The 21,409-nt window shown below is 69.0% G+C and carries 22 protein-coding genes; 11 read left to right on the top strand and 11 right to left on the bottom strand.

Annotation, left to right across the window (positions count from 1 at the left end; all coding sequences use genetic code 11):
- Window positions 1–3: 3 nt before the first annotated feature.
- Window positions 4–711 (top strand): thiamine phosphate synthase, encoded by a 708-nt coding sequence (thiE, locus tag ABLI39_RS03300; RefSeq protein ID WP_349411973.1) that lies wholly within the window; start codon window positions 4–6, stop codon window positions 709–711.
- Here thiE and ABLI39_RS03295 read toward each other — a convergent pair.
- Entirely contained in the window at window positions 708–1,379 is a 672-nt protein-coding gene (locus ABLI39_RS03295; protein WP_349411971.1) for a ferritin-like fold-containing protein, read from the bottom strand. The two genes, thiE and ABLI39_RS03295, sit on opposite strands and share 4 nt — an antisense overlap.
- Window positions 1,380–1,420: 41 nt before the next feature.
- On the opposite strand from ABLI39_RS03295, the gene ABLI39_RS03290 reads away from it, so the two are divergent.
- The 3 genes from ABLI39_RS03290 to ABLI39_RS03280 all read left to right on the top strand — a co-directional run bounded on the left by ABLI39_RS03290 (window position 1,421) and on the right by ABLI39_RS03280 (window position 5,888).
- A complete protein-coding gene (locus tag ABLI39_RS03290) occupies window positions 1,421–2,947 on the top strand; it encodes an RNB domain-containing ribonuclease (protein WP_349411969.1) in 1,527 nt (508 codons plus the stop codon).
- Between the two features lie 329 nt (window positions 2,948–3,276).
- A complete protein-coding gene (locus tag ABLI39_RS03285) occupies window positions 3,277–5,010 on the top strand; it encodes a DEAD/DEAH box helicase (RefSeq protein ID WP_349411967.1) in 1,734 nt (577 codons plus the stop codon).
- 8 nt (window positions 5,011–5,018) lie between these two features.
- A complete protein-coding gene (locus ABLI39_RS03280) occupies window positions 5,019–5,888 on the top strand; it encodes a DNA-methyltransferase (protein WP_349411966.1) in 870 nt (289 codons plus the stop codon).
- A gap of 22 nt (window positions 5,889–5,910) precedes the next feature.
- Here the strand turns inward: ABLI39_RS03280 and ABLI39_RS03275 are convergent, their stop codons facing one another.
- Complete coding sequence (locus ABLI39_RS03275; RefSeq protein WP_349412200.1) at window positions 5,911–6,519, bottom strand: MarC family protein; 609 nt, start codon at window positions 6,517–6,519, stop codon at window positions 5,911–5,913.
- Between the two features lie 8 nt (window positions 6,520–6,527).
- Window positions 6,528–7,373, bottom strand: a complete 846-nt coding sequence (locus ABLI39_RS03270; RefSeq protein WP_349411964.1) for a PHP domain-containing protein — start codon at window positions 7,371–7,373, stop codon at window positions 6,528–6,530.
- 71 nt (window positions 7,374–7,444) lie between these two features.
- On the opposite strand from ABLI39_RS03270, the gene ABLI39_RS03265 reads away from it, so the two are divergent.
- The gene (locus ABLI39_RS03265; RefSeq protein WP_349411962.1) at window positions 7,445–9,028 is read left to right on the top strand and encodes an aminopeptidase P family protein; all 1,584 of its coding nucleotides are present in this window, start codon (window positions 7,445–7,447) and stop codon (window positions 9,026–9,028) included.
- An 80-nt stretch (window positions 9,029–9,108) separates the two neighbouring features.
- On the opposite strand, the gene ABLI39_RS03260 is transcribed toward ABLI39_RS03265, so the two are convergent.
- The gene (locus ABLI39_RS03260; RefSeq protein ID WP_349411960.1) at window positions 9,109–9,978 is read right to left on the bottom strand and encodes a general stress protein; all 870 of its coding nucleotides are present in this window, start codon (window positions 9,976–9,978) and stop codon (window positions 9,109–9,111) included.
- Between the two features lie 77 nt (window positions 9,979–10,055).
- Between ABLI39_RS03260 and ABLI39_RS03255 the strand changes: the two genes are divergently transcribed.
- Genes ABLI39_RS03255 through ABLI39_RS03245 form a run of 3 tightly spaced genes read left to right on the top strand, consistent with a single transcriptional unit; the run spans window position 10,056 to window position 13,208 of the window.
- Window positions 10,056–11,339, top strand: a complete 1,284-nt coding sequence (locus ABLI39_RS03255) for a magnesium transporter MgtE N-terminal domain-containing protein (RefSeq protein WP_146337018.1) — start codon at window positions 10,056–10,058, stop codon at window positions 11,337–11,339.
- Complete coding sequence (locus tag ABLI39_RS03250; protein WP_349411958.1) at window positions 11,320–12,045, top strand: DUF1003 domain-containing protein; 726 nt, start codon at window positions 11,320–11,322, stop codon at window positions 12,043–12,045. Before ABLI39_RS03255 ends, ABLI39_RS03250 begins: the two co-directional genes overlap by 20 nt.
- An 11-nt stretch (window positions 12,046–12,056) precedes the next feature.
- Complete coding sequence (locus ABLI39_RS03245) at window positions 12,057–13,208, top strand: Mrp/NBP35 family ATP-binding protein (RefSeq protein ID WP_349411957.1); 1,152 nt, start codon at window positions 12,057–12,059, stop codon at window positions 13,206–13,208.
- A 52-nt stretch (window positions 13,209–13,260) separates the two neighbouring features.
- Here ABLI39_RS03245 and ABLI39_RS03240 read toward each other — a convergent pair whose 3' ends face one another.
- From ABLI39_RS03240 to sigE, 3 genes are all read right to left on the bottom strand, one after another.
- The gene (locus ABLI39_RS03240) at window positions 13,261–13,638 is read right to left on the bottom strand and encodes a twin-arginine translocase TatA/TatE family subunit (protein ID WP_349411955.1); all 378 of its coding nucleotides are present in this window, start codon (window positions 13,636–13,638) and stop codon (window positions 13,261–13,263) included.
- Window positions 13,639–13,715: 77 nt separating this feature from the next.
- The gene (locus ABLI39_RS03235) at window positions 13,716–14,864 is read right to left on the bottom strand and encodes a hypothetical protein (RefSeq protein ID WP_349411953.1); all 1,149 of its coding nucleotides are present in this window, start codon (window positions 14,862–14,864) and stop codon (window positions 13,716–13,718) included.
- 8 nt (window positions 14,865–14,872) lie between these two features.
- Window positions 14,873–15,508 carry an RNA polymerase sigma factor SigE gene (gene sigE / locus ABLI39_RS03230; protein WP_349411951.1) on the bottom strand — a complete coding sequence of 212 codons (636 nt, stop codon included), beginning with the start codon at window positions 15,506–15,508 and terminating at the stop codon, window positions 14,873–14,875.
- 241 nt (window positions 15,509–15,749) lie between these two features.
- Here sigE and ABLI39_RS03225 point away from each other — a divergent pair, with 241 nt between their 5' ends.
- The gene (locus tag ABLI39_RS03225) at window positions 15,750–16,382 is read left to right on the top strand and encodes an O-methyltransferase (RefSeq protein ID WP_138768734.1); all 633 of its coding nucleotides are present in this window, start codon (window positions 15,750–15,752) and stop codon (window positions 16,380–16,382) included.
- 79 nt (window positions 16,383–16,461) lie between these two features.
- Here the strand turns inward: ABLI39_RS03225 and ABLI39_RS03220 are convergent, their stop codons facing one another.
- From ABLI39_RS03220 to ABLI39_RS03205, 4 genes are all read right to left on the bottom strand, one after another.
- On the bottom strand, window positions 16,462–16,629 hold the full coding sequence (locus ABLI39_RS03220; protein WP_079550332.1) for a DUF3117 domain-containing protein: 168 nt from the start codon (window positions 16,627–16,629) through the stop codon (window positions 16,462–16,464).
- Between the two features lie 223 nt (window positions 16,630–16,852).
- Window positions 16,853–18,133 (bottom strand): putative hexosyltransferase, encoded by a 1,281-nt coding sequence (locus tag ABLI39_RS03215; RefSeq protein WP_349412199.1) that lies wholly within the window; start codon window positions 18,131–18,133, stop codon window positions 16,853–16,855.
- Window positions 18,134–18,153: 20 nt separating this feature from the next.
- Entirely contained in the window at window positions 18,154–18,552 is a 399-nt protein-coding gene (locus tag ABLI39_RS03210) for a DivIVA domain-containing protein (protein WP_349411948.1), read from the bottom strand.
- A gap of 35 nt (window positions 18,553–18,587) precedes the next feature.
- The gene (locus ABLI39_RS03205) at window positions 18,588–19,511 is read right to left on the bottom strand and encodes an LOG family protein (protein ID WP_349411946.1); all 924 of its coding nucleotides are present in this window, start codon (window positions 19,509–19,511) and stop codon (window positions 18,588–18,590) included.
- Window positions 19,512–19,666: 155 nt separating this feature from the next.
- Between ABLI39_RS03205 and ABLI39_RS03200 the strand changes: the two genes are divergently transcribed.
- Both ABLI39_RS03200 and ABLI39_RS03195 read left to right on the top strand, forming a co-directional pair.
- Entirely contained in the window at window positions 19,667–20,422 is a 756-nt protein-coding gene (locus tag ABLI39_RS03200) for an amino acid ABC transporter ATP-binding protein (protein ID WP_146337010.1), read from the top strand.
- An 87-nt stretch (window positions 20,423–20,509) separates the two neighbouring features.
- Window positions 20,510–21,391: a glutamate ABC transporter substrate-binding protein gene (locus tag ABLI39_RS03195; protein ID WP_349411944.1), complete on the top strand. Its 882-nt coding sequence runs from the start codon at window positions 20,510–20,512 to the stop codon at window positions 21,389–21,391.
- Window positions 21,392–21,409: the final 18 nt, after the last annotated feature.

The raw sequence follows: 21,409 nt of genomic DNA, 5'->3' as shown, positions 1-21,409 counted from the left end.
AACATGAGCCAAGTCCACACCACCGCCCGCCTGTACCTGTGCACCGATGCCCGGAAGGGCCGCGGCGACTTCGAGGACTTCGTCGACGCCGCCTTCGCCGGCGGGGTGGACATCATCCAATTGCGGGACAAGTCGTTGGAGGCGGCCGAGGAGCTCGAGCTCCTGGAGGTCCTGCACTCCGTGGCGCAGCGGCACGGCCGGCTCTGGGCCGTGAACGACCGCGCCGACCTCGCCTTGCTCGCCGGGGCGCCGGTCTTCCATATCGGCCAGAAGGACATTCCCTTCGCCGCGGCCCGTGATTTCCTGGGCAAGGGCACCGTGATCGGCATGTCCACGCACACCCCGGAGCAGGTCGACGCGGCCATCGCCGCGGCCCCGGGCCGGAGCGGGCTGGACTACTTCTGCGTGGGTCCGGTCTGGGCGACCCCCACCAAGCCGGGCCGCGCCGCCGTCGGGCTGGACCTGGTGCGCTACGCCGCGGCGGCGATTGAACGGGCCGAGGCCGGCGACGGCGGCCGGGTCGCCGGGGTGGTGCCGTGGTTTGCGATCGGAGGCATCGATCTGGGCAACGTGGAGCAGGTGGTGGAGGCGGGCGCCCGCCGGGTCGTGGTGGTCCGGGCGATCACCGAGGCCGACGATCCCGCCGGGGCGGCACGCGCGCTGCTTGCTTCGCTCGACGCGGGGGCGGATGCCGACGCCGCGTCCAGCTAACCCGCGAGCCCCAGCTGGGACATCCGGCGGGAGTGGGCGGCGGCGAGCTCGGCAGTCAGGGAGCGGACCAGTTCCCCTGCCCCGGCCTCGTCCACGCCGGCCAGACCGCGCAGGAGGGCGCGGTCCACACTGACGCGCTGGGCCTGGGTGAGCGCCTCGCCCAGCAGGCGCCGCGCCCACAGGGCCAGCCGGGAAGCCAGCCGGGGATCATCCGCGAGCGCCGCCTTGAGCCGTTCGCCCAGCACCGCCGTCGCACCCTCGGCTGACTGGACCTGCTCGATCAGGGCGGCCGTGCCGGCGTCGACGTAGCCGGAAATCAGGCGGTAGAAGTCCGCGGACACCGTGTCGATCACGTAGGCCTTCATCAGCGACTCGTACCAGTCGGAGGGGCGGGTGCGCTCATGGAACTGGTCCACGGACGGCTGGAACGGCAGCATGGCCTCCTCCGCGTCGACGCCGAGCTCCGCCAGTTTCGCGCAGACGAGCTCGTAGTGCTGGAACTCGGTGAGGGCAAGGCTCCCCAGCACGGCGCGGTCCCGCAGCGTGGGCGAGTACCGGGCGTCGGAGGACAGCCGTTCGAAGGCCGAGAGCTCCCCGTAGGCCATCACGCCCAGCAGCTCCCGGAGAAAATGCTGGTCGCGGACGGGGCTGGCCGGGGAAGTGCTCATGCTCCAAGACTAATGGCCAAAATCGGGCTAACCTGATTTTCGTGTCTCATCATCGCCTGACCCCAAGCGTGCGCCAGCAGCAGAACCAACTGGCCCAGTCGCTCAACGCACTGCGCACCACGCTGGAGCTGCCGGGCCCGTTCCCGGACGAGGTGCTCCGCGAGGCCGAGGCTGCGGTGGCCGGCCACGAGCTGCCGGCCCTGGACCTGACCCACGTGGAGTTTGTGACCATTGATCCGGCCTCCTCAACGGACCTGGACCAGGCGCTCTTCATTGACCGCGCCGGCGACGGGTACAAAGTCTTCTACGCGATCGCGGACGTCCCCTCCTTCGTCGCCCCCGGCAGCGCGCTCGACGCCGAAACCCGCCGCCGCGGCCAGACGTTCTACACGCCGGAGGGCCGGATCCCGCTGCATCCGGAAGTGATCAGCGAGGCGGCCGGCAGCCTGCTGGCCGGCCAGCTCTGCGCGGCCTTCGTCTGGGAGTTCGAGCTCGACGCCGCCGCCGAGGTGTCCTCGGTCCTGGTGCGCCGGGCGCAAGTCCGCAGCCGGGCCAAGCTCAGCTACCACGGGGTGCAGGCCGAGCTCGACGGCGGCACCGCCGACCCCCTGTTGCAGTTGCTGAAGGAAGTCGGCAGCAAGCGGGTGGAACTGGAACGTTTGCGCGGCGGCGCCAGCCTGAACATGCCGGAGCAGGAAATCGAGCAGCTGCCGGACGGCGGCTACCGGATTGTCGCGGCCCCGCCGCTGCCGGTGGAGGACTGGAACGCCCAGATCTCGCTGATGACCGGCATGGCCGCGGCCGAGCTGATGCTCCGGGGCAAGGTCGGCATCCTGCGCACCATGCCCGCGCCGGACGAGCGGTCGCTGCGGCATTTCCGGCGCCAGACCGGCGCGCTCGGCAAGCCGTGGGACGGGGAGATCAGCTACGGGGAATACCTGCGCACTCTGGACCCCACGGACCCCCGGCAGCTGGCGATCGTCCACTCGGCCGGCATGCTTTTCCGCGGCGCCGGCTACACCCCGTTCGACGGCGAAGTCCCCGGGGACGCGATCCAGTCCGCCATCGGCGCGGCATACGCCCACTCCACCGCCCCGCTGCGCCGCCTGATCGACCGCTTCGTCCTGGTCATCTGCGAGGCCCTGTCCAACGGCGCCGAGGTCCCCGGCTGGGCCCGCGCGGCGCTCCCCTCGCTGCCGGCCATCATGGCGGCCTCGGACCAGCTGGCCGCCAAGCTGGAGCGGCTCTCGCTGGACACCGTGGAGGCCGCCCTGCTGATCAACCACATCGGGCAGGAGCTCGACGCCGTCGTCATCTCCGGCTCGAAACCGGCCAAGAACGGCGCCGGCGGGCCCGGCGGCAACGGAAACGGCACCGGCAAGGGAAACGGAAACGGAAACGGAAACGGGAACGGGAACGGGAACGGCCCGTCCGGGATCGTTCAGATCGCCGAGCCCGCGGTGACCGCCCGCTGCCCCGGCGACCTCGAGTCCGGCACCCAGGTCCGGGTGCGCGTGGTGTCCTCGGACATCGCCACCCGGGAAGTCCGGCTCGAGCTCGTCGGCTGATTCGCCGGTCCCGGCTCCGTCCGGCCGAGCGCCGCTGCGGGGTACGCGGGCGCGCCGCACCGCGGCCCCCGGTCGAGGTTCGCAACGGCGAACGGCTAGACTGGAAAGGTAGTAATGGATGCCCGGTCGTTGATTTCCAAGTTTTTCGAATTCAACAAGCCCGCCCCTACGCGATCTTGAGACACACCCGCTGGTCCCAGTGCCAGCATCAGATAGCCCGCGATCGGCTTCCACTGGACTTGCCTGCGCGTCTGAGCGTGCTCCGGAACGGCCCCGCGCCGGCCCCGTTGAGCAAGCAGCGCAGCCCAAATGAATAAGGAAACTCCCCTGTGAGTGAATTGCACACGCACCAGCTTCTGACCGACGAATCCGGCACGGAATCGATCGAGCCGGAAGAGACCATCATCTCGGACGAAAAACCGCACGAAATCGCGGAAAAGTCGTTCGCCGACTACAACGTCCGCGCCGACATCGTGGAATCCCTCGCCGACGCCGGCATCACCCACCCCTTCCCGATCCAGGCCATGACCCTGCCCGTCGCGCTGTCCGGCCATGACATCATCGGCCAGGCCAAGACCGGCACCGGCAAGACCCTCGGCTTCGGCATCCCGGCCCTGCAGCGGGTCATCGGCCGCGACGACGCCGGCTACGCCTTGCTGCCCGCCCCCGGCGCACCGCAGGCCCTCGTCATTGTGCCGACCCGCGAGCTGGCCGTGCAGGTCGCCAGCGACCTGCAGACCGCCGCCCGCAAGCGCAACGCCCGGATCACCACCATCTACGGCGGCCGCGCCTACGAGCCGCAGGTCGAGGCGCTGCAGCAGGGCGTCGAGGTCGTCGTCGGCACCCCCGGCCGCCTGATCGACCTGTACAAGCAGAAGCACCTGGTGCTGAAGAACGTCAAGATGGTCATCCTGGACGAGGCCGACGAGATGCTGGACCTCGGCTTCCTGCCCGACGTCGAGACCCTGATCGCCGGCACCCCCGCGGTCCGGCAGACGCTGCTGTTCTCCGCGACCATGCCCGGCCCGGTCATCGCGATGGCGCGCCGCTACATGAGCCAGCCCACCCACATCCGGGCCGCTGACCCCGACGACGAGGGCCTGACCAAGCGCGACATCCGCCAGCTCATCTACCGTGCCCACAGCATGGACAAGATCGAGGTCGTCTCGCGCATCCTGCAGGCCCGCGGCCGCGGCCGCACCATCATCTTCACCAAGACCAAGCGCACCGCTGCCAAGGTCGCCGAGGAACTGGTGGACCGCGGCTTCGCCGCCGCCGCCATCCACGGCGACCTCGGCCAGGGTGCCCGCGAGCAGGCGCTGCGCGCCTTCCGCAACAACAAGGTCGATGTCCTCGTCGCCACCGACGTCGCCGCCCGCGGCATCGACGTCGACGACGTCACGCACGTGATCAACTACCAGTGCGTCGAAGATGAGAAGATCTACCTGCACCGCGTGGGCCGCACCGGCCGCGCCGGCAACAAGGGCACCGCCGTGACCTTCGTCGACTGGGACGACATGCCCCGCTGGGGCCTGATCAACAAGGCCCTCGGCCTGAGCGTGCCCGAACCGGTGGAAACCTACTCCTCCTCGCCGCACCTGTACGAGGAACTGGATATCCCCGAGGGCACCAGGGGCCGTCTCCCCCGCGACAAGCGGGTGCTTGCCGGCGTCGACGCCGAAGTCCTCGAGGACCTCGGCGAGACCGGCAAGAAAAACTCGCGCGGCAGCGCGTCAAACAGCGGGCGCGACGGCGGACGCTCCGGCTCCCGCGAAGGCGGGCGCGACGGCGGACGCTCCGGCTCCCGCGAAGGCGGACGCGACGGCGGACGCTCCGGCTCCCGCGAAGGCGGACGCGACGGCGGACGCCGTCGTCGTTCCCCCGAGGCAGAAACCTCCACCGGCCCCGCCGAGGCATCGGCTCCGGCCGCAACGGCCAGCGCCCCGACCGAGGTCGACCGGGCCACCCGGGCGCGCCGGCGGACCCGCACCCGCCGCCGCAACGGTGAAGTGGTCAGCGGCGAAGCCCAGGGCGGCGCCCCGGCACGCAGCGCCGAGGCCTAATCCCCTTTATGGCTGACACCGTCTGGGCGCCGGACGGCAGCAACCTGGTGGTACACGCGGACAACGCGGAATACCTCCCGACGCTGCCGGACGGCGCCTTCACACTCATTTACGTGGATCCGCCCTTCAACACCGGCCGGGTCCAGAAGCGCCAGGAAACGAAAATGGTGCTCAACGCCGGGGGCGAGGGCGACCGCGTCGGTTTCAAGGGCCGCTCCTACGACACGATCAAGGGCGCGCTGCACAAGTACGACGACGCGTTCAGCGACTACTGGTCCTTTTTGGAGCCCCGGCTCGTGGAGGCCTGGCGGCTGCTCGCGGACGACGGCACCCTGTACCTGCACCTGGACTACCGCGAGGTGCACTACGCCAAGGTCATGCTGGATGCGATCTTCGGCCGCGAGTGTTTCCTCAACGAGATCATCTGGGCCTACGACTACGGCGCCCGCGCCAAGTTCCGCTGGCCCACCAAACACGACAACATCCTCGTGTATGTGAAGAACCCGTCGAAGTACCACTTCGACAGCGCCGAGGTGGACCGCGAGCCCTACATGGCGCCCGGGCTGGTCACCCCCGCCAAGCGCGAGCTCGGCAAACTGCCCACCGACGTCTGGTGGCACACCATCGTCTCGCCCACGGGCAAGGAGAAGACCGGTTATCCGACGCAGAAGCCCGAGGGCCTGATCCGGCGGGTGGTCGCCGCGTCCAGCCGGCCCGGGGACTGGTGCCTGGACTTCTTCGCCGGTTCCGGCACGCTCGGCGCCGTCGCGGCGAAGCTTGAGCGGAAGTTTGTGTGCGTGGACCAGAACCAGGCCGCCGTCGACGTGATGGCGACCAGGCTCGGCCCGCACGCCACGTTCACTGCCCTGCCCGACTAGTCCGGGTCAGCAGGCGGCGCGCTTAGGTCCAGCTTTTGACGAAGGCGTGCACGGCGTCGGCGATCATCTGCACCGCGATCGCGGAGAGCAGCAGGCCGGCGATCCGGGTGACCAGTTCGACGCCGTTCTCCCCCAAGGCGCGCTGCACGACGCCGGCGAAGCGCATCGCCAGGTAGAGCGACGCGAGCGTCACGGCGATCCCGAGCCCGACGGCAAGGTACTGCGCCATGCTGTTGGAGCGCTGGACGAAGACCATCACCGCCACGATCGCGCCGGGACCGGCCATCAGCGGCGTCCCCAGCGGCACAAACGCCACGTTCTTGTACTTCGCCGCGTTCTCCTCGCCGCCGGTGGAGCCGGTCAGCAACTGCAGCGCGATCAGCACCAGGAGCAGGCCGCCGGCGCCCTGGAGCGCGGCGAGCGAAATGTGCATGTAGTTCAGGATGGATTGCCCGAAAATCGCGAAGGTCACGATCACGCCGGTGGCTACAAGCAGCGCCTGCAGCGCCGACATGTTCCGGTCGCGGGCGTCCATCTGCGCCGTCAGGGACATAAAGATCGGCACCGTTCCGGGCGGGTCCATGATCACGAACAGCGTGACGATCACGGAGGCCAGGAGCTGCAGGTCGATCCACTCCATCAACGCACCACGGACGTTCCGGTGCCCAGCTCCTCGATCCGGGCCAACACCTCCGGCGCGGTCAGGTTCTCGCCCAGCAGGTTCGGCTTCCCGGTCCCGTGGTAGTCGGAGGACCCGGTCACCAGCAGCCCGTGCCGTTCGGCGAGGCGGCGCAGGAAGACCCGGCCCTCCTCCGGGTTGTCGCGGTGGTCGATCTCCAGCCCGGCCAGGCCGGCGTCGATCATTTCCCGGTAGGTGCGGTCCCCCACGATCCGTCCGCGGGAGGACGCAACGGGGTGCGCGAAGACCGGCACGCCGCCGGCGTCCCGGACCAGTTCGACGGCGTAGGCCGGGTCCGGCGCGTAGTGCTGCACCCAGTAGCGGGAGTGCGAGGTCAGGATCGATTCGAAGGCTTCGCTGCGGTCCTCGACCACGCCCGCGGCCACCAGGGCGTCGGCGATGTGCGGCCGGCCCAAGGTGGCGCCGGGGGCGACGTGGTGGATGACGTCGTCCCAGCTCAGCGGGTAGTCCTCGGCGAGCAGGCTGACCATCCGTTCGGCCCGGGTGAAGCGGGCGTCCTTGGATTTGGTGATTTCCTCGACCAGGCCGGGGTGCGTGGGGTCGTGCAGGTAGCTGAGCAGGTGGACGCTGATGCCTTCGCGGGTCCGGCAGGAGATCTCCATGCCGGGAACCAGCGCCACGGCGAGCTCCCGGGCGGCTGCGGAGGCCTCGGCCCAGCCGTCGGTGGAGTCGTGGTCGGTCAGGGCGACAACGTCGAGACCGGCCGCCGCAGCCGACGCGATCACCTCCGCGGGTGCTTGGGTGCCGTCGGAAACATTCGAGTGGGCATGCAGGTCAATCCTCACCTCCCCAGCCTAGTAGATTCACCGGGGCGGCTTGTTGGCCTAAGCCGCGCCGCTGGTGAGACTATGGGACGGTGAACGATGCCGATAACACCCAAGTCTCCGTTTCCCAGCCCCTCGACGAGCGCGTCAACAACCGCTCGCAGCGGCCCAGCTCCGACGCTTTCAAGGCGTTTATGGCCAGCAACTGGGCCCCGTCCCGGGCGGAGCTGCCCGAACTGGACGCCGTTGCGGGCCACGCCGCCGCCCGCCGCCGGGCCATCTCCGAGCTGTTCAAAGGTGAACGCCTGGTCATTCCCGCCGGCCCGCTGAAGGTCCGCTCCAACGACTGCGACTACCGCTTCCGCCCGCACTCGGGCTTCGCGCACCTGACCGGCCTGGGCCTGGACCACGAGCCCGACGCCGTGCTCGTCCTGGAGCCCGTGGACGAAGGCACGGGCGACGACGGCGGCCACCACCGCGCGACGCTGTACTTCCGCCCGCTGGCCGGCCGCGACACCGAGCAGTTCTACGCGGACTCCCGCTCGGGTGAGTTCTGGATCGGCGCCCGGCCCACCCTCGCCGAGTTCAAGGCCCGGCTGGGCCTGGAGACCGCCGACCTGGCCGAACTCGAACTCGCGATCACCAAGAACGTCGGCGCCCCGGAAATCGGCGGCATCTCCATCCGGCTGGTGCGCAAGGTGGACGAGAACATCGACGCGCTCGTGGACACCGCGCGCTACAACACCGCCAAGGACCCGGAAAACCTGGACCTGGGCGTCCTGGACGCGCTCGACGAGAAGCTCAGCGAGGCGCTCTCCGAGCTGCGCCTGATCAAGGACGAGTGGGAAGTCGAGCAGATGAAGACCGCTGTGGTCGCCACGGTCCAGGGCTTCACCGAGGTGGTCAAGGCGCTGCCCCGGGCCCTCACCCACCGCCGCGGCGAACGTGTGGTCGAAGGCGCATTCTTCGCCCGGGCCCGCGAAGAAGGCAACGAGCTCGGCTACGACACCATTGCCGCCGCCGGCAACAACGCCACCGTGCTGCACTGGACCCGGAACACCGGCAAGGTCAATGCCGGCGAGCTGCTGCTGCTGGACGCCGGCGTCGAGGCGGACTCCCTCTACACCGCGGACATCACCCGCACGCTGCCGGCCAACGGCACCTTCTCCGAGATCCAGCGCAAGGTCTACGAGGCAGTGCTCGACGCCGCCGACGCCGGCTTTGCCGCCGCGCAGCCCGGGACCAAGTTCCGCGACATCCACACGGCCGCCACCACCGTGCTGGCCGAGCGCCTCGCCGACTGGGGGCTGCTGCCGGTGTCCGTGGAGGAAGCCATCAGCCCCGAAGGCCAGCAGCACCGCCGTTGGATGCCGCACGGCACCAGCCACCACCTGGGCCTGGACGTGCACGACTGCGCTCAGGCCAAACGCGAGCTGTACCTGGACGGCGTCCTGACCCCGGGCATGGTCTTCACGATCGAACCCGGCCTCTACTTCAAGGAGGAGGACCTTGGCATTCCGGCGGAATACCGGGGCATCGGCGTCCGGATCGAGGACGACATCCTGATGACGGCCGACGGCCCGGTCAACCTCAGCGCCGCGCTGCCGCGCAAGGCCGACGACGTCGAGTCCTGGATGGCCGGTATCTACCAGGAAATCGACGCCCAGCAGCCGTAGCAGCCAGGGCGGGAACGCAAAAGGGAGGCCACCGGTGATCCGGCGGCCTCCCTGTCTGTTGTCCTAGCGCCCTTGTTGTTCTAGCGCTCCGGGGGCTGCTCGCCCTCCCTGCGGGGTTCGTCGGGGGTGCGCTCTCCCTGGCGGGGTTGGTCCGTCACGCGGACCCCGTACTGCGGCCGGCCGTCCGGCAGGTCCGGGTAGGTGACTCCGGCGGGGCGGGCCGGCTCCGGCTCCTGCGCCACCGGCTCACCGGCGGCCCTCTGCTGCGGGGCGGCGTCGGATGCCCGCTGGCCGTAGGGGTCGCTCCAGCCCGCCGGCCGCTGCGGCCCCGGACCCTGCCCCGGCTGGCCGGGCTGCTGCGGACCGGGTTGCTGCTGCGGGCCCTGCTGGTAGGGCTGGTGCTGGTGGTCGAACTGCTGGTAGCCCGGCGCGGCGGCATCGTGCTGGGTCATCGGCAGCTGGTGCAGCAGCCGGCGGGCCTCGTGGGCGGCCTCGAAGGCCACCACGACGTCGTAGTTGGTCGCCACCACCTGGCTCGTGGACGTGAAGTCACGCTTCCCGCGCTGCATGGCGTAAGTGACGATGCCGAAGAGCATAAAGAACGCCGCACCCATCAGCACCGAGGTGACGATCGAGAAGTACCCGCCGGTCTCCGAGAAAAAGGACAGCATGACCCCGACGAAGAGGCCGAACCACATGCCGCTCAGCGCTCCGGAAAGCGCCACGCGGGGGTAGGTGAGCCGGCCGGTGACACGCTCCACCATCTTCAGGTCGTTGCCGACGATCGAGACCAGCTGCACCGGAAACTGCTGGTCCGCGAGGTAGTCCACCGCCTTCTGGGCGTCCAGGTAGGAGTTGTAGGAACCGACGGTGTCTCCCTTGGGAACCGCGCGTGACTCGTCCGCCCCGCCGGGAGCGCCGGCCTTTGGACCACCAAAAATGTTTGACATACGCCCATTCTCACCCATCCGGCTGGGCGGCGCCTGCAAATTCAGCTAAAAGAGAGCGGACTCGGTAGCCTGTAGGTGTGAGCACAACTCTTTCGCGCGTATTTGTCGCGCGCCTCCTCGGACTGGACGTCTTCGACCCCCTGGGCGACCGTCTGGGCCGGTTACGCGACGTCGTGGTGCTCGCCCGCGGCAACCGGGGCGCCCCCCACGTGGTGGGCATCGTCGTCGAGGTGCCCGGCAAAAAGCGCGTCTTTGTACCGATGACCCGCATCACCTCGATCGACCAGACCCAGATCATCTGCACCGGGCTGGTGAACCTGCGCCGCTTCGAACAGCGCGGCGCGGAAACCCTGGTGGTCGCCGAAATGTTCGACCGCCGGGTGACCCTGGCGGACGGCAGCGGGGACGCCACCATCGAGGACATCGCGATGGACCGGCACCGCTCCGGCGACTGGTTCGTCAGCAAACTCTTCGTCCGCCGCGGCCACTCCCTCTCGCCGCTGAGCCGGCTGCGCCGCAACGAAACCATGATCATTGACTGGGCCGATGCCCAGCAGGGTGCCCGCACCGAACCGCAGGCCGCCACCCAGTTCGTCGCCACGCACGAGGACCTCAAGCCCGCCGACTTCGCCGAGGCGCTGCAGGAGATGAGCGACAAGCGCCGGTTCGAGGTCGCCAGCGAACTCCAGGACGAACGCCTCGCCGACGTGCTCCAGGAAATGCCAGAGGGCGACCAGGTGGAAATCCTCTCCGCCCTCGACGTCGAGCGCGCCGCCGACGTGCTGGAGGAAATGGACCCCGACGACGCCGCCGACCTCCTCGCCGAGCTCCCCAGTGCCCAGGCTGAGGAACTGCTGCAGCTGATGGAACCCGAAGGCGCCGAGGACGTGCGCCGCCTGCTCGAATACGACGAGGACACCGCCGGCGGCCTGATGACCCCCGTCCCGGTCATCCTGCCCCCGGAAGCGACCGTCGCCGAGGCCCTCGCCCACGTCCGCCGCGAGGAACTCTCCCCCGCATTGGCCTCCTCGATCTTCATCGCGCGCCCGCCGCTGGAGACGCCCACCGGGCGCTTCCTCGGCGTCGTGCACATCCAGCAGCTGCTGCGCTACCCGCCGCCCGAACCGCTGGGCAACCTGGTGGACAAGAACCTCGAACCGGTCTCGGACCAGGCCCACATCAGCGAGGTGGCCCGCACCCTGGCCACCTACAACCTCAATTCGCTCCCCGTGGTCAACGACGACGGCCGGCTCGTCGGGGCGGTGACTGTTGATGACGTGCTTGATCATCTGTTGCCCGATGACTGGCGCGCCCACGAGGACGACGCCCCGATAAGGAAACTTGGAGGCCGCATTGGCTGATAGCAGCACACCACGGAACTCCACCGTCCGCCCCGGAGCCAGGACCACCGGCAGCCTCGACACGCCCCTGAGCGGCCGGGCGCGGATCCTGCCCAAGTTCTCCCCCAACCCGGACGCCTTCGGCCACGCCACGGAGGGCTTCGCCCGGTTCATGGGCACCCCGACGTTCCTGGTCTACATGACGGTGTTCTGCGTCTTCTGGATTGTCTGGAACACCTTCGCGCCGGAACAGTGGCAGTTCGACTCCCAGGCGCTCGGCTACACGCTGCTGACCCTGATGCTCTCCCTCCAGGCCTCCTACGCCGCTCCGCTGCTGCTGCTGGCCCAGAACCGCCAGGACGACCGGGACCGGGTCTCACTCGAACAGGACCGCCAGCGAGCCGAGCGGAACCTCTCGGACACCGAGTACCTGACCCGGGAACTCGCCTCCCTGCGCATCGCCCTGCGCGAGGTCGCCACCCGCGACTACGTCCGGGCCGAGCTGCGCAGCCTGCTGGAGGACATGCTCGAAGCGCAGGAGGAACTGCGCACCCACGACCCCTCCGCCGGCGCGCACGAAACCCCGCGCGACAAGGTTAAGGAAAAGCTCAAGGAACGCCGGGACAAGCAGCGCAGCCCGCGCACCCAGCAGATCCCGCGCGTCCGGAGCGAGGGCAAGCCGGACAGCCCGCACTCCTCCGCCCCCCGTACCTCCCCCGAAAGCTGAGCCACGCCCGCATGACCACCCCGCAGGGACCCGCTGGCACCTCCGGCCTGGAGCAGGCCGTGCACACAGCACTGGCCACCGTGATCGACCCCGAACTGCGCCGGCCCATCACCGAACTTGGCATGGTGGATTCGGTGCAGGTGTCCGACGCCGGACGGGTGCGGATCACCGTGCTGCTGACCATCGCCGGCTGCCCGCTGCGCGGCACCATCACCGCCGACTGCGAAGCGGCGCTCTCCGCCGTGCCGGGGGTCAGCGCCGTCGAGGTCGAACTAAAGGTCATGAACCAGGACCAGCGCGATGCCCTCAAGGAGCAGCTGCGCGGCCCGGGCGGCAAGCGAGGCATCCCGTTCAACGCGCCAGGCTCGCTGACCAAGGTCTACGCCGTCGCGAGCGGGAAGGGCGGCGTGGGTAAATCCTCCGTCACCGTGAACCTGGCCTGCGCGCTGGCCGCGCAGGGGCTGCGGGTGGGCATCATCGACGCGGATGTCTACGGCTTCTCCGTCCCCGCGCTGATGGGCATCGGCCAGGCACCCACCCGGGTGGACGACATGATTCTGCCGCCGGTGGCCTACGGGGTCAAGGTCATCTCGATCGGCATGTTTGTCACGGGCAACCAGCCTGTGGCGTGGCGCGGGCCGATGCTGCACCGTGCGCTCGAGCAGTTCCTCACGGACGTCTACTTCGGCGACCTCGATGTGCTGTTCCTGGACCTGCCGCCAGGCACCGGGGACATCGCCATTTCGGTGGCCCAGTTGCTGCCAGGGGCCCAGATCCTGGTGGTCACCACCCCGCAGGCCGCAGCCGCCGACGTCGCCGAGCGGGCCGGGGCGATCGCGGTGCAGACCGGCCAGTCCGTGGCCGGCGTCGTGGAGAACATGTCCTACCTGGAAATGCCCGACGGCGCCCGGATGGAACTCTTCGGCAGCGGCGGCGGCGCCGTGCTCGCCGAGCGGCTCTCCGCCACGGTGGGCGCCGAAGTGCCGCTGCTGGGCCAGATCCCGCTCGACATCCTGTTGCGCGAGGGCGGGGACTCCGGCGTCCCGCTGGTGCTGGGCCGGCCGGAGACTCCGGCGGCGGCGGCCTTGACGGGCATCGCCGGACGGCTGGCGTCCAGCCCGCGCGGCCTGAACGGCCTGTCGCTGGGCCTACAGCCGCGCTGAACCTGACGCCCCGCCGGCCGTCCGCTAAGCTGGCCCGTCCGGGGCGTCCGCCCTAGGTGGCCTCGGAGTCGTACGGAGCAGACTCGCCCTCGGGCAGCCGCTCGATGACGCGGGCCGGGGGCCGCTCCTCGGCGGTGGCCACGGCGGCCGGCGCCCCCGCGCTGACGGGCTTGGTGTCGTCCTCGAGGAGGGCTTCCTTGATGATCCGCCTGGGGTCGTACTGCCGGGGATCGTATTTCTTCCAGTCCACATCGTCGATGTCGATGCCGACTTCTTCTTTGATCTGCTCGCGGGCGCCGGAGGCCATCCGCCGGACTTCCTTGACGATGTTGGCGAGTTTCTGGGTGTATTCGGGCAACCTGCTGGGACCGATCACCAAAAGGCCCACGATCAGCAGAATTATGAATTCCGGTCCGTTGATTCCAAACACTCTAGGAAGATTACCCTCTCAGCCGTGCGCTCGACGATTCCGCAGGTCCGCGCTGCACCCGGGCGGGCAGCGGGAACTCAGCGCGCGAGCAGCTCCACAATCCGTTCTAAGCCCCGCTCCAGCCGGGCCGCGATCCCGTCGCCGCCGTGCGCCGGCTCGGCATGGCCCGGGCGGGACTGCACGAGGGCGCCCACGCCGTCGTTGGCCTGTTCCTCGGGCAGTTCGGAGATGTAGGTGAAGGTCGCCGCCGGCGTCCGGTAGATGGCCCGGAACGGTGCCTGGCGGTTGACCCACAGCGTGCCGGAAGCCGCTGCGGGGCTTTGGGGAGCAACCGCCCCGTCCGTCCCGGCCGGCACAAAACCGTCCTCGGTGGCCGGATGGCCGGTGAGCACGTTGACCGGCACCGCAGTGGGCGGCGGCTCTGTGCCCGGCTCCTCTGTGGCCGGCTGGCTGCTGTGTTGTTCCAGGACGGTGGCGAAGTGCCGGCCGTCGGTGAGGCGCAGTTCCAGCACCTCCGAGCCGCCGGCGACGCCGCCGCGGGCCCAGAGCAGGTGGTACCCCAGCTCCCGCAGCTCAGGGCAGGCCCAGCCGCGGGCGCGCAGCGCGGAAAGCTGTTCGGAGCTCAACGAACCGGCAGGCGTCACGTCCGGGCCTCCGCTGAGCTTCCAGGCGGCGCCGGAGACGGTCTCGGAGGACAGGGCCGGCCCGTTCAGCCGGGCGGGGAGCTCCGCGGCGAAGGCGCCCTCAGGAGCGGGCGGGGTGTCGCTGCCCATGACGTAGGCGGCCCCGACCATCAGGGCCGTAGTGGCGGCCACTCCGCCGGCGATCTGCACCGCGAGCCGCCAGGGCCGCGCTTGCGCAGCCCGCCGCCCGTGCGGGGTCACCCACGGCCCGGCTGCCGGGGCGGGGTCCCCGGGTGCGGATGGAGCAGGCGCTGACGCGGCGGGCCCATGGTCCGGGTGGCCGGCGGCAAGCTCCCCGGCGCGTGCGAGCAGCCTGGCGGTGAGGTCGTCACTGACGGCGGGCACGGCGGCACCGCGCAGCCGTTCCAAGTACTGGCGTTCGCGTTGCTGCCGGACCCGGCACTCGGCGCAGCGCGCAAGGTGCCGCTGACGCCGCTCCTGGGCGGCACCGGTGAGCGGCGTCGCGCCGAGGCGGGGACGTCGGGGCGTGCGGCCAAAGTATCTGCACGCAAGGCCACTGAGGAAGTGTTTCAGCTGACCCATTGCCCGGTTCAGAGGAGGCCGGCGATGCGCGGCATCTTGAGCCGCGGCTTCAGGGCCTGCTTGGCGGCCGGCTTCGGCCTCGGGTCGCGGTGGGCCAGCTTCTCGCGGAGCATGGTGCGGCCGCGGTGGATCCGGGATCGGACGGTGCCGAGCTTGACGTCCAGCGCCACGGCGACTTCGTCATAGGAGAGACCTTCGAGGTCGCAGAGCACCACGGCGGCGCGGAAGTCCGGCGGCAGTTCCTCGAGCGCGGCCTGCACGTCCAGGTCGAGGTTGTTGAACTCAAAGCTCTGTTCCGGGCCGGGCTCGCGGCCGGGGATGCGCGATTCGGCGTCCTCGGCCAAGGCGTCGAACCGGATCCGGCTCTTGCGGCGCGCCTGGTCCAGGAAGAGGTTGGTGGTGATCCGGTGAAGCCAGCCGTCGAGGGTGCCCGGCTTGAAGTTCTCCAGCGAGCGGAAGACGCGGACGAACACCTCCTGGGTGAGGTCCTCGGCGTCGTACTTGTTGCCGGTGAGCCGGTATGCCAGCCGGTAGACCTTTGCGGAGTGGTTGGTCACCACCTCTTCCCACGTCGGCCTGACCCATTCGGCCTCGGCCGTGGGCTGGGACTCCTCAGTTACAGGGACACCTGCCAGAACCGACATTGTCCACTCCCCTCGCGGATGGTGCTTACGCCTCGATGGTACTTGCGGGTGCAAGGTCCTACATCGTTGATTCGGCGCCGGTCACCACGCGGATGAGCGGATACCCATCATTTCAAAATAAGCTGGGAATTTCCTGACCCGCAGGCTTCTTCCGCCGACGGCGGAACGCCGTGACGGGGACGCAGGGACTGACACAGTACGCTGTATAAAACACTCCCCTCCTGCCCGGAAAGCGATACCCATGAGCGCCGATAAGTCCACGAGCTGGTCCTACGCAGAAGATCTGCCTGCCGAGGATGAGGTTTTGTTGCACGCGCGCGAACGGTCTTTCGAACTCGGCGTCACGCCGATCGGCCCCGGCGTCGGAGCCGTCCTGACGGTGCTCGCGGCTGCTTCCAAGGCGCAGACCGCGGTGGAGATCGGCACCGGCGCGGGTGTTTCCGGCGTGTGCATCCTGCGGGGCCTTGGCCCGCAGGCCGTCCTGACCACCATCGACGTCGACGTCGAACACCTTCGTGCCGCGCGCGAGTCCTTCCAGGAGGCCGGCAGTCCGGCGAACCGGACCCGCACCATCTCCGGCCGGGCCGGGGACGTGCTGCCGCGCCTGACCGACGGCGCCTACGACCTGGTGTTCATTGATGCGGACAAACCCAACTACCCCGGCTATGTGGAACAGGCCATCCGGCTGCTCAAGTCCGGCGGCCTGCTGATTGTCAACGACGCGCTGGACAAGGACCGGGTCTCCAACCCCGCCGCCCGGGAGGCGACGACGGTGGTGCTGCGCCAGATTGGCAAGTCCATCCGCGACGACGACCGGCTCGCCTCCGCGATGCTGCCCACCGGCGACGGCCTGCTGGTCGCGGTCAAGAAATAGCCCTCCACCCCTGTGGTGCAAAAGCAGTAAGGGCCCGCTGCCATCAGGCAGCGGGCCCTTTCGTCCTGCGACGTCGACGTTATTCGGTAACGCCGACGAGGCATTCCTTGAGGTTGGTCGCTTCGGCAGCGTTGAGTTCGACCACAAGCCGCCCCCCGCCTTCGAGCGGAACACGCATGATCAGGCTGCGGCCCTCTTTGGTCACTTCCATAGGGCCGTCGCCGGTGCGTGGTTTCATAGCCGCCATGAGGAATATCCCCCTTAGTAGTCCCGTGACTTGCCAGCCCGGCCGGGCTGCGTCCGCTTGGTCAAACAAGCCGCCTGGCGGCCGTGGTGGCAGCCGCCGTAGCTCAACACTCAGTTTTCCTTGCTTAGGGCCATTATCCCGTAATTACGCGCGTGTAGCTAATCGATGGACATTCCAGGCCGCCGGGCAAAGCCGCCGCTCCGGTCCGTAAAGGTGTCCGGCGTCACGGCGGATAGTCGCCGCCGCCCGGCAGCTGGGCCCACGCCCACAGCCATACGATCCACACCATTTGCAGCAGCAGGAACATGATGACCACAGTCCCGCGGTAGGCGCGGGAGCGGGACACCAGGGCCGCGGCCAGGGCCAGGGGGAACAGCGGGAGCAGCATCCGGAAGGTGCTGGTCTGCGGGTGCAGGAAGACCAGCAGATAACCCATATAACAAACGCACCACAGCCGCAGCTCCGCTCCCAGCGCCGCCACGGGACGGGACATCATCAGCAGCGCGAAGGCGGCCACAAAAACGAACGGTGCCAGCAGCCCCAAGGCGGGGCCGAAGAGCTGGACGCCGGTGTCGAACCAGGGCTTGAACGGCACCAGGTCGTGCCCCCGCCATACGGTCTCGGTTTTGGTGTAGGCCTGCAGGTCCCCGGTGACAGCCCAGGCAACGGCGGGCCACAACAGCGCGCCAAGGCCGCTGACCGCGGTGAGCCCGGCCAGCGACCACAGCTCGCCGGCGCTGTGCCCGCGGGTGCCGGCGACCGCTCCGGCGCCAAGGCCGCTGCCGTCTTCCCCGGCGGTCCGCGGCAGGCGGGGCAAGCGTGCCTCAAGGTGCGGGTACACCCGGTACAGGAACAGCAGGCCTGCCATGGCGGCGAAGGGCACGCCCGTGGGGCGCGAGAGGCACATCAGCACCGCCACCGGCATGGCCCACAGGTAGCGCCGGCGCACCACCAGCAGCAGCGCCGCGGCCAGCAGCAGGAGGTTCAGCGACTCGGCATACGGCACCTGAAGGACCGGCGCCACGGGGAAGGTGGCCACGAACACCGAGCCCCACAGCGCCGTGCGGTGGGTGGCCCTGAGCCGGAACAGCCGGTAGATGACCAGGGCCGCCGCCAGCCCGGAGAGCATGGCAATCAGGCCCAGCGCGGCCGCCGGGGCCATCCCGGTCAGCCCGGCGAGCGTCCTGCCCAGCAGCGGGAACAGCGGGTAGAACGCCCAGGCGTTCTCCTGCACATTGCCGGCCGCGTCGGTGGGCAGCACGGCCGGATAGCCGTTGCGCAGCGCTTCCCCGTACCAGCGCGCGTCCCAGATGTTGATGAAGTTCCAGTAGTCCGGCTTCGGCGGAAACCACGGGTTCACGCCCTGCTGCAGGGCGGCCGCCATAAAGATGCAGGCGCTGACCAGGCGGGCGGCGAGGTAGAGAGCGCCGATCTGCAGCCACCAGGGCCAGCCGGCGGTGCGCGCGCCGGCGGCCGCGATCCGGCTCCACGCGGCGGCGTTCAGCCCGGCCTGTGCGGTTTCGTTCACGGGGCCTGATCCGGCCGGGGACGGTCCGGCTGCCGTTCATGCCCGGCGCGTTCCGGTTCCCCGTGTTCCAGCTCACTGCGGTCCCGCTCCCTGCGGAGGCCGGCGATTTCGCGGTCCTTCCGGGCAATCTGGTCCCGCAGCTCGTCGAGGACCTGGTCCACCTGGTCCATCCGGTAGCCGCGCACGCCGACGGCGAAGCGGATCCGGTCGACGTCGGCGGGTTCCGCCTCGGCGGGCAGCAGCACGGCCGGCAGTGAGGCCACGGGCTCGTCGAAACCGTCCTCGAAGGGCTGCTCGCCGGTTCGGCGCCGGAAGACCCGCGGCGCCAGGTCGGTGCCGACGAGGATGGCGACGGCGGCCAGCACGATCGCCACGAAGACCAGGAAGAAACTCACAGCTCCATCGTGCCAGACGCGGCCGGGCGGACTGTTCAGGCCCGCGGGCCGTTGCCGTTCACTGCGCCGCCGTTCCCCATTCCGCCGTTCCCCATTCCGCCGTTCCCCATTCCGTTGCTCCCCGTGCCGGGGTTGTTGCCGGTGGGGTTGCGGTGCCTGGCGGCGCCCTCGACGATGAGTTCCACCGCGAGCGCGGGGTCGTCGACCACCTGCACGAGGTCGAGGTCCTCCTCCGCCATCATGCCCTCGGCCACCAGTGTAGTCTGCAGCCACTCCAGCATCGGGCTCCAGAACGCGGTGCCGATCAGCACGATCGGGAAGGACGTCACCTTCCGGGTCTGCACCAGGACCATGGCTTCGAAGAGCTCGTCCAGGGTGCCAAGGCCGCCGGGCAGCACGATGAATCCCTGGGCGTACTTCACGAACATGGTCTTGCGGGCGAAGAAGTAGCGGAAGTTGATGCCCAGATCCACCCACTGGTTCATCCCCTGCTCGAACGGCAGTTCGATCCCGAGCCCCACGGAGACCCCGTTGCCCTGGACGGCGCCCTTGTTGGCCGCTTCCATGGACCCGGGACCGCCGCCGGTGATGACGGCCAGGCCGGCGTCGGCCAGCTTCCGGCCGACGTCGACGGCCAGTTCGTAGTTGAGGCTCCCCGGCACGGTCCGCGCGGAACCAAACACGCTGACCGCCGGGCCCAGGTCGGCCAGGGCGCCGAAGCCTTCCACGAATTCGCTCTGGATCCTGAGCACACGCCACGGGTCGGTGTGGACGAACTGGCCGGGGCCCTTGGTGTCCAGCAACGTCTGGTCCGACATCGTGACCTTCGCCGCCTTACGGCGCAGCTCCAGGGGCCCCTTATGCCGGATGCCGTTGGCCGGCGGGACCTCGCGTCGGCCGGAACCGGCGTTCCCTGCGGTCTGGTCTGGGGTGGGCTGCGGCTCGGTACTCATGCCCATAGGCTAGCGCGGATCGCCGGGCCCGGCGGTCCGGCGCGTCGTGCCCGGCGGAGCGTATGGTATGACCCTGACCTGCGGGTATCTCTTGGGTCACGATGTGGACCAACTGGGAGTGATTGCGGTCATATCCGGCTAATGTTCGCTAGATTCTTCTTATGACTACTCAAGTGCCCGGCGATGCCCTCGTCTCCCTGAATGCCGTCAACAAGCATTACGGCCAGTTGCACGTCCTCAAGGACATCAACCTGAACGTCCGCAAGGGCGAGGTTGTTGTTGTCATCGGGCCCTCGGGCTCCGGCAAGTCAACGCTCTGCCGCGCCATCAACCGTCTGGAAACCATCGACGACGGTGTCATCACCATCGACGGCAACGAACTGCCCGCCGAAGGCAAGGAACTGGCCAAGCTGCGCGCCGACGTCGGGATGGTCTTCCAGTCCTTCAACCTGTTCGCGCACAAGACGATCCTGGAAAACGTCACCCTTGGACCGATCAAGGTCAAGGGTGTGCCCAAGGCCGAGGCTGACAAGGACGCCATGGCGCTGCTGGAGCGCGTCGGCGTCGGGCACCAGGCGCCGAAGCTGCCGGCCCAGCTCTCCGGCGGCCAGCAGCAGCGCGTGGCGATCGCCCGCGCCCTGGCCATGAAGCCGAAGGTGATGCTCTTCGACGAGCCCACCTCCGCGCTGGACCCGGAAATGATAAACGAGGTCCTCGACGTCATGATCCAGCTGGCCAAGGAGGGCATGACCATGATCGTGGTGACCCACGAGATGGGCTTCGCCCGCAAGGCCGCGGACCGCGTGGTCTTTATGGCCGACGGCCAGATCGTCGAGGACGCGACGCCCGAAGAGTTCTTCACCAACCCGAAGAGCAGCCGCGCCAAGGACTTCCTGTCCAAGCTGCTGACGCACTGACCCTTCCGCTGCGCCAGACCACCACCGAACATCCGCAGAGTTCGCACCCGGGCCGCCGTGAGGCGGCCGTCCAATGAAAGGAATGTCATGATGGCATTTTTGACCCGAAGGAAATCCCTTCTGGTTGCCGCATCCGCAGCTCTGGCCCTGAGCCTGAGCGCCTGCGGCGGCAGCTCCTCCACTACCAATCCGCCCGTAGCCGAGAAGCCGAGCTTCGCCGCCGACAGCACCATGGCAAAGCTTTCGTCCTCAGGCAAGATCACCATCGGCACCAAGTTCGACCAGCCGCTGTTCGGCCAGAAGGGCCTGGACGGAAAGCCGGTCGGCTTCGACGTCGAGATCGGCAAGCTGATCGCCGCCAAGCTCGGCATCTCCGCCGACAAGATCGAGTGGGTCGAGACGGTTTCCGCCAACCGCGAGCAGTTCATCAAGCAGGGCAAGGTTGACATCATCGTCGCCACCTACACGATCAACGACAAGCGCAAGACCGAAGTCGACTTCGCCGGCCCGTACTACGAGGCAGGCCAGGCCCTGATGGTGAACAAGGACAACAACTCCATCAAGAAGCCCGAAGACGTCAAGGGCAAGAACGTCTGCTCCGTGACCGGTTCCACCCCCGCCTCCACCATCGTGGAGAAGTACGGAGCAGTCCTGGTCCCGGCCGCGACCTACTCCGCCTGCCTTGAGCCGCTGCGCAACAAGCAGGTCGAAGCGATCACCACCGACAACGTCATCCTCGCCGGGTTCGTCAACAAGGAGCCGGAAGCCTTCAAGCTCGCCTCCGACGAGACCTTCACCAAGGAGCCTTACGGCATCGGCCTGAAGAAGGACGACAAGGCCTTCCGCGGCTGGATCAACGATCAGCTCGAAGCCTTCGACAAGGACGGCTCGTACAAGAAGGCCTGGGAAGCAACCGCCGGCGCCGTCATCAAGACGGCCCCGAAGCTCCCCGCCATCAACCGCTACTAAGCAGGCCGTGGCGGTCGC

Source organism: Pseudarthrobacter sp. B907 (assembly GCF_040137805.1).
Classification (GTDB): domain Bacteria; phylum Actinomycetota; class Actinomycetes; order Actinomycetales; family Micrococcaceae; genus Arthrobacter.
The sequence above is the reverse complement of the archived record's forward strand: the minus strand, read 5'-3'. Positions and strand labels throughout refer to the sequence as shown.

What these genes read in the sequence shown, in the direction of transcription:
- thiE (WP_349411973.1), top strand. Translation starts at nt 4, where the DNA reads ATGAGCCAAGTCCACACCACCGCCCGCCTGTACCTGTGCACCGATGCC.
- ABLI39_RS03200 (WP_146337010.1), top strand. Translation starts at nt 19,667, where the DNA reads ATGACTACTCAAGTGCCCGGCGATGCCCTCGTCTCCCTGAATGCCGTC.
- ABLI39_RS03280 (WP_349411966.1), top strand. Translation starts at nt 5,019, where the DNA reads ATGGCTGACACCGTCTGGGCGCCGGACGGCAGCAACCTGGTGGTACAC.
- ABLI39_RS03295 (WP_349411971.1), bottom strand. Translation starts at nt 1,379, where the DNA reads ATGAGCACTTCCCCGGCCAGCCCCGTCCGCGACCAGCATTTTCTCCGG.
- ABLI39_RS03220 (WP_079550332.1), bottom strand. Translation starts at nt 16,629, where the DNA reads ATGGCGGCTATGAAACCACGCACCGGCGACGGCCCTATGGAAGTGACC.
- ABLI39_RS03225 (WP_138768734.1), top strand. Translation starts at nt 15,750, where the DNA reads ATGAGCGCCGATAAGTCCACGAGCTGGTCCTACGCAGAAGATCTGCCT.
- ABLI39_RS03245 (WP_349411957.1), top strand. Translation starts at nt 12,057, where the DNA reads ATGACCACCCCGCAGGGACCCGCTGGCACCTCCGGCCTGGAGCAGGCC.
- sigE (WP_349411951.1), bottom strand. Translation starts at nt 15,508, where the DNA reads ATGTCGGTTCTGGCAGGTGTCCCTGTAACTGAGGAGTCCCAGCCCACG.
- ABLI39_RS03260 (WP_349411960.1), bottom strand. Translation starts at nt 9,978, where the DNA reads ATGTCAAACATTTTTGGTGGTCCAAAGGCCGGCGCTCCCGGCGGGGCG.
- ABLI39_RS03205 (WP_349411946.1), bottom strand. Translation starts at nt 19,511, where the DNA reads ATGGGCATGAGTACCGAGCCGCAGCCCACCCCAGACCAGACCGCAGGG.
- ABLI39_RS03195 (WP_349411944.1), top strand. Translation starts at nt 20,510, where the DNA reads ATGATGGCATTTTTGACCCGAAGGAAATCCCTTCTGGTTGCCGCATCC.
- ABLI39_RS03235 (WP_349411953.1), bottom strand. Translation starts at nt 14,864, where the DNA reads ATGGGTCAGCTGAAACACTTCCTCAGTGGCCTTGCGTGCAGATACTTT.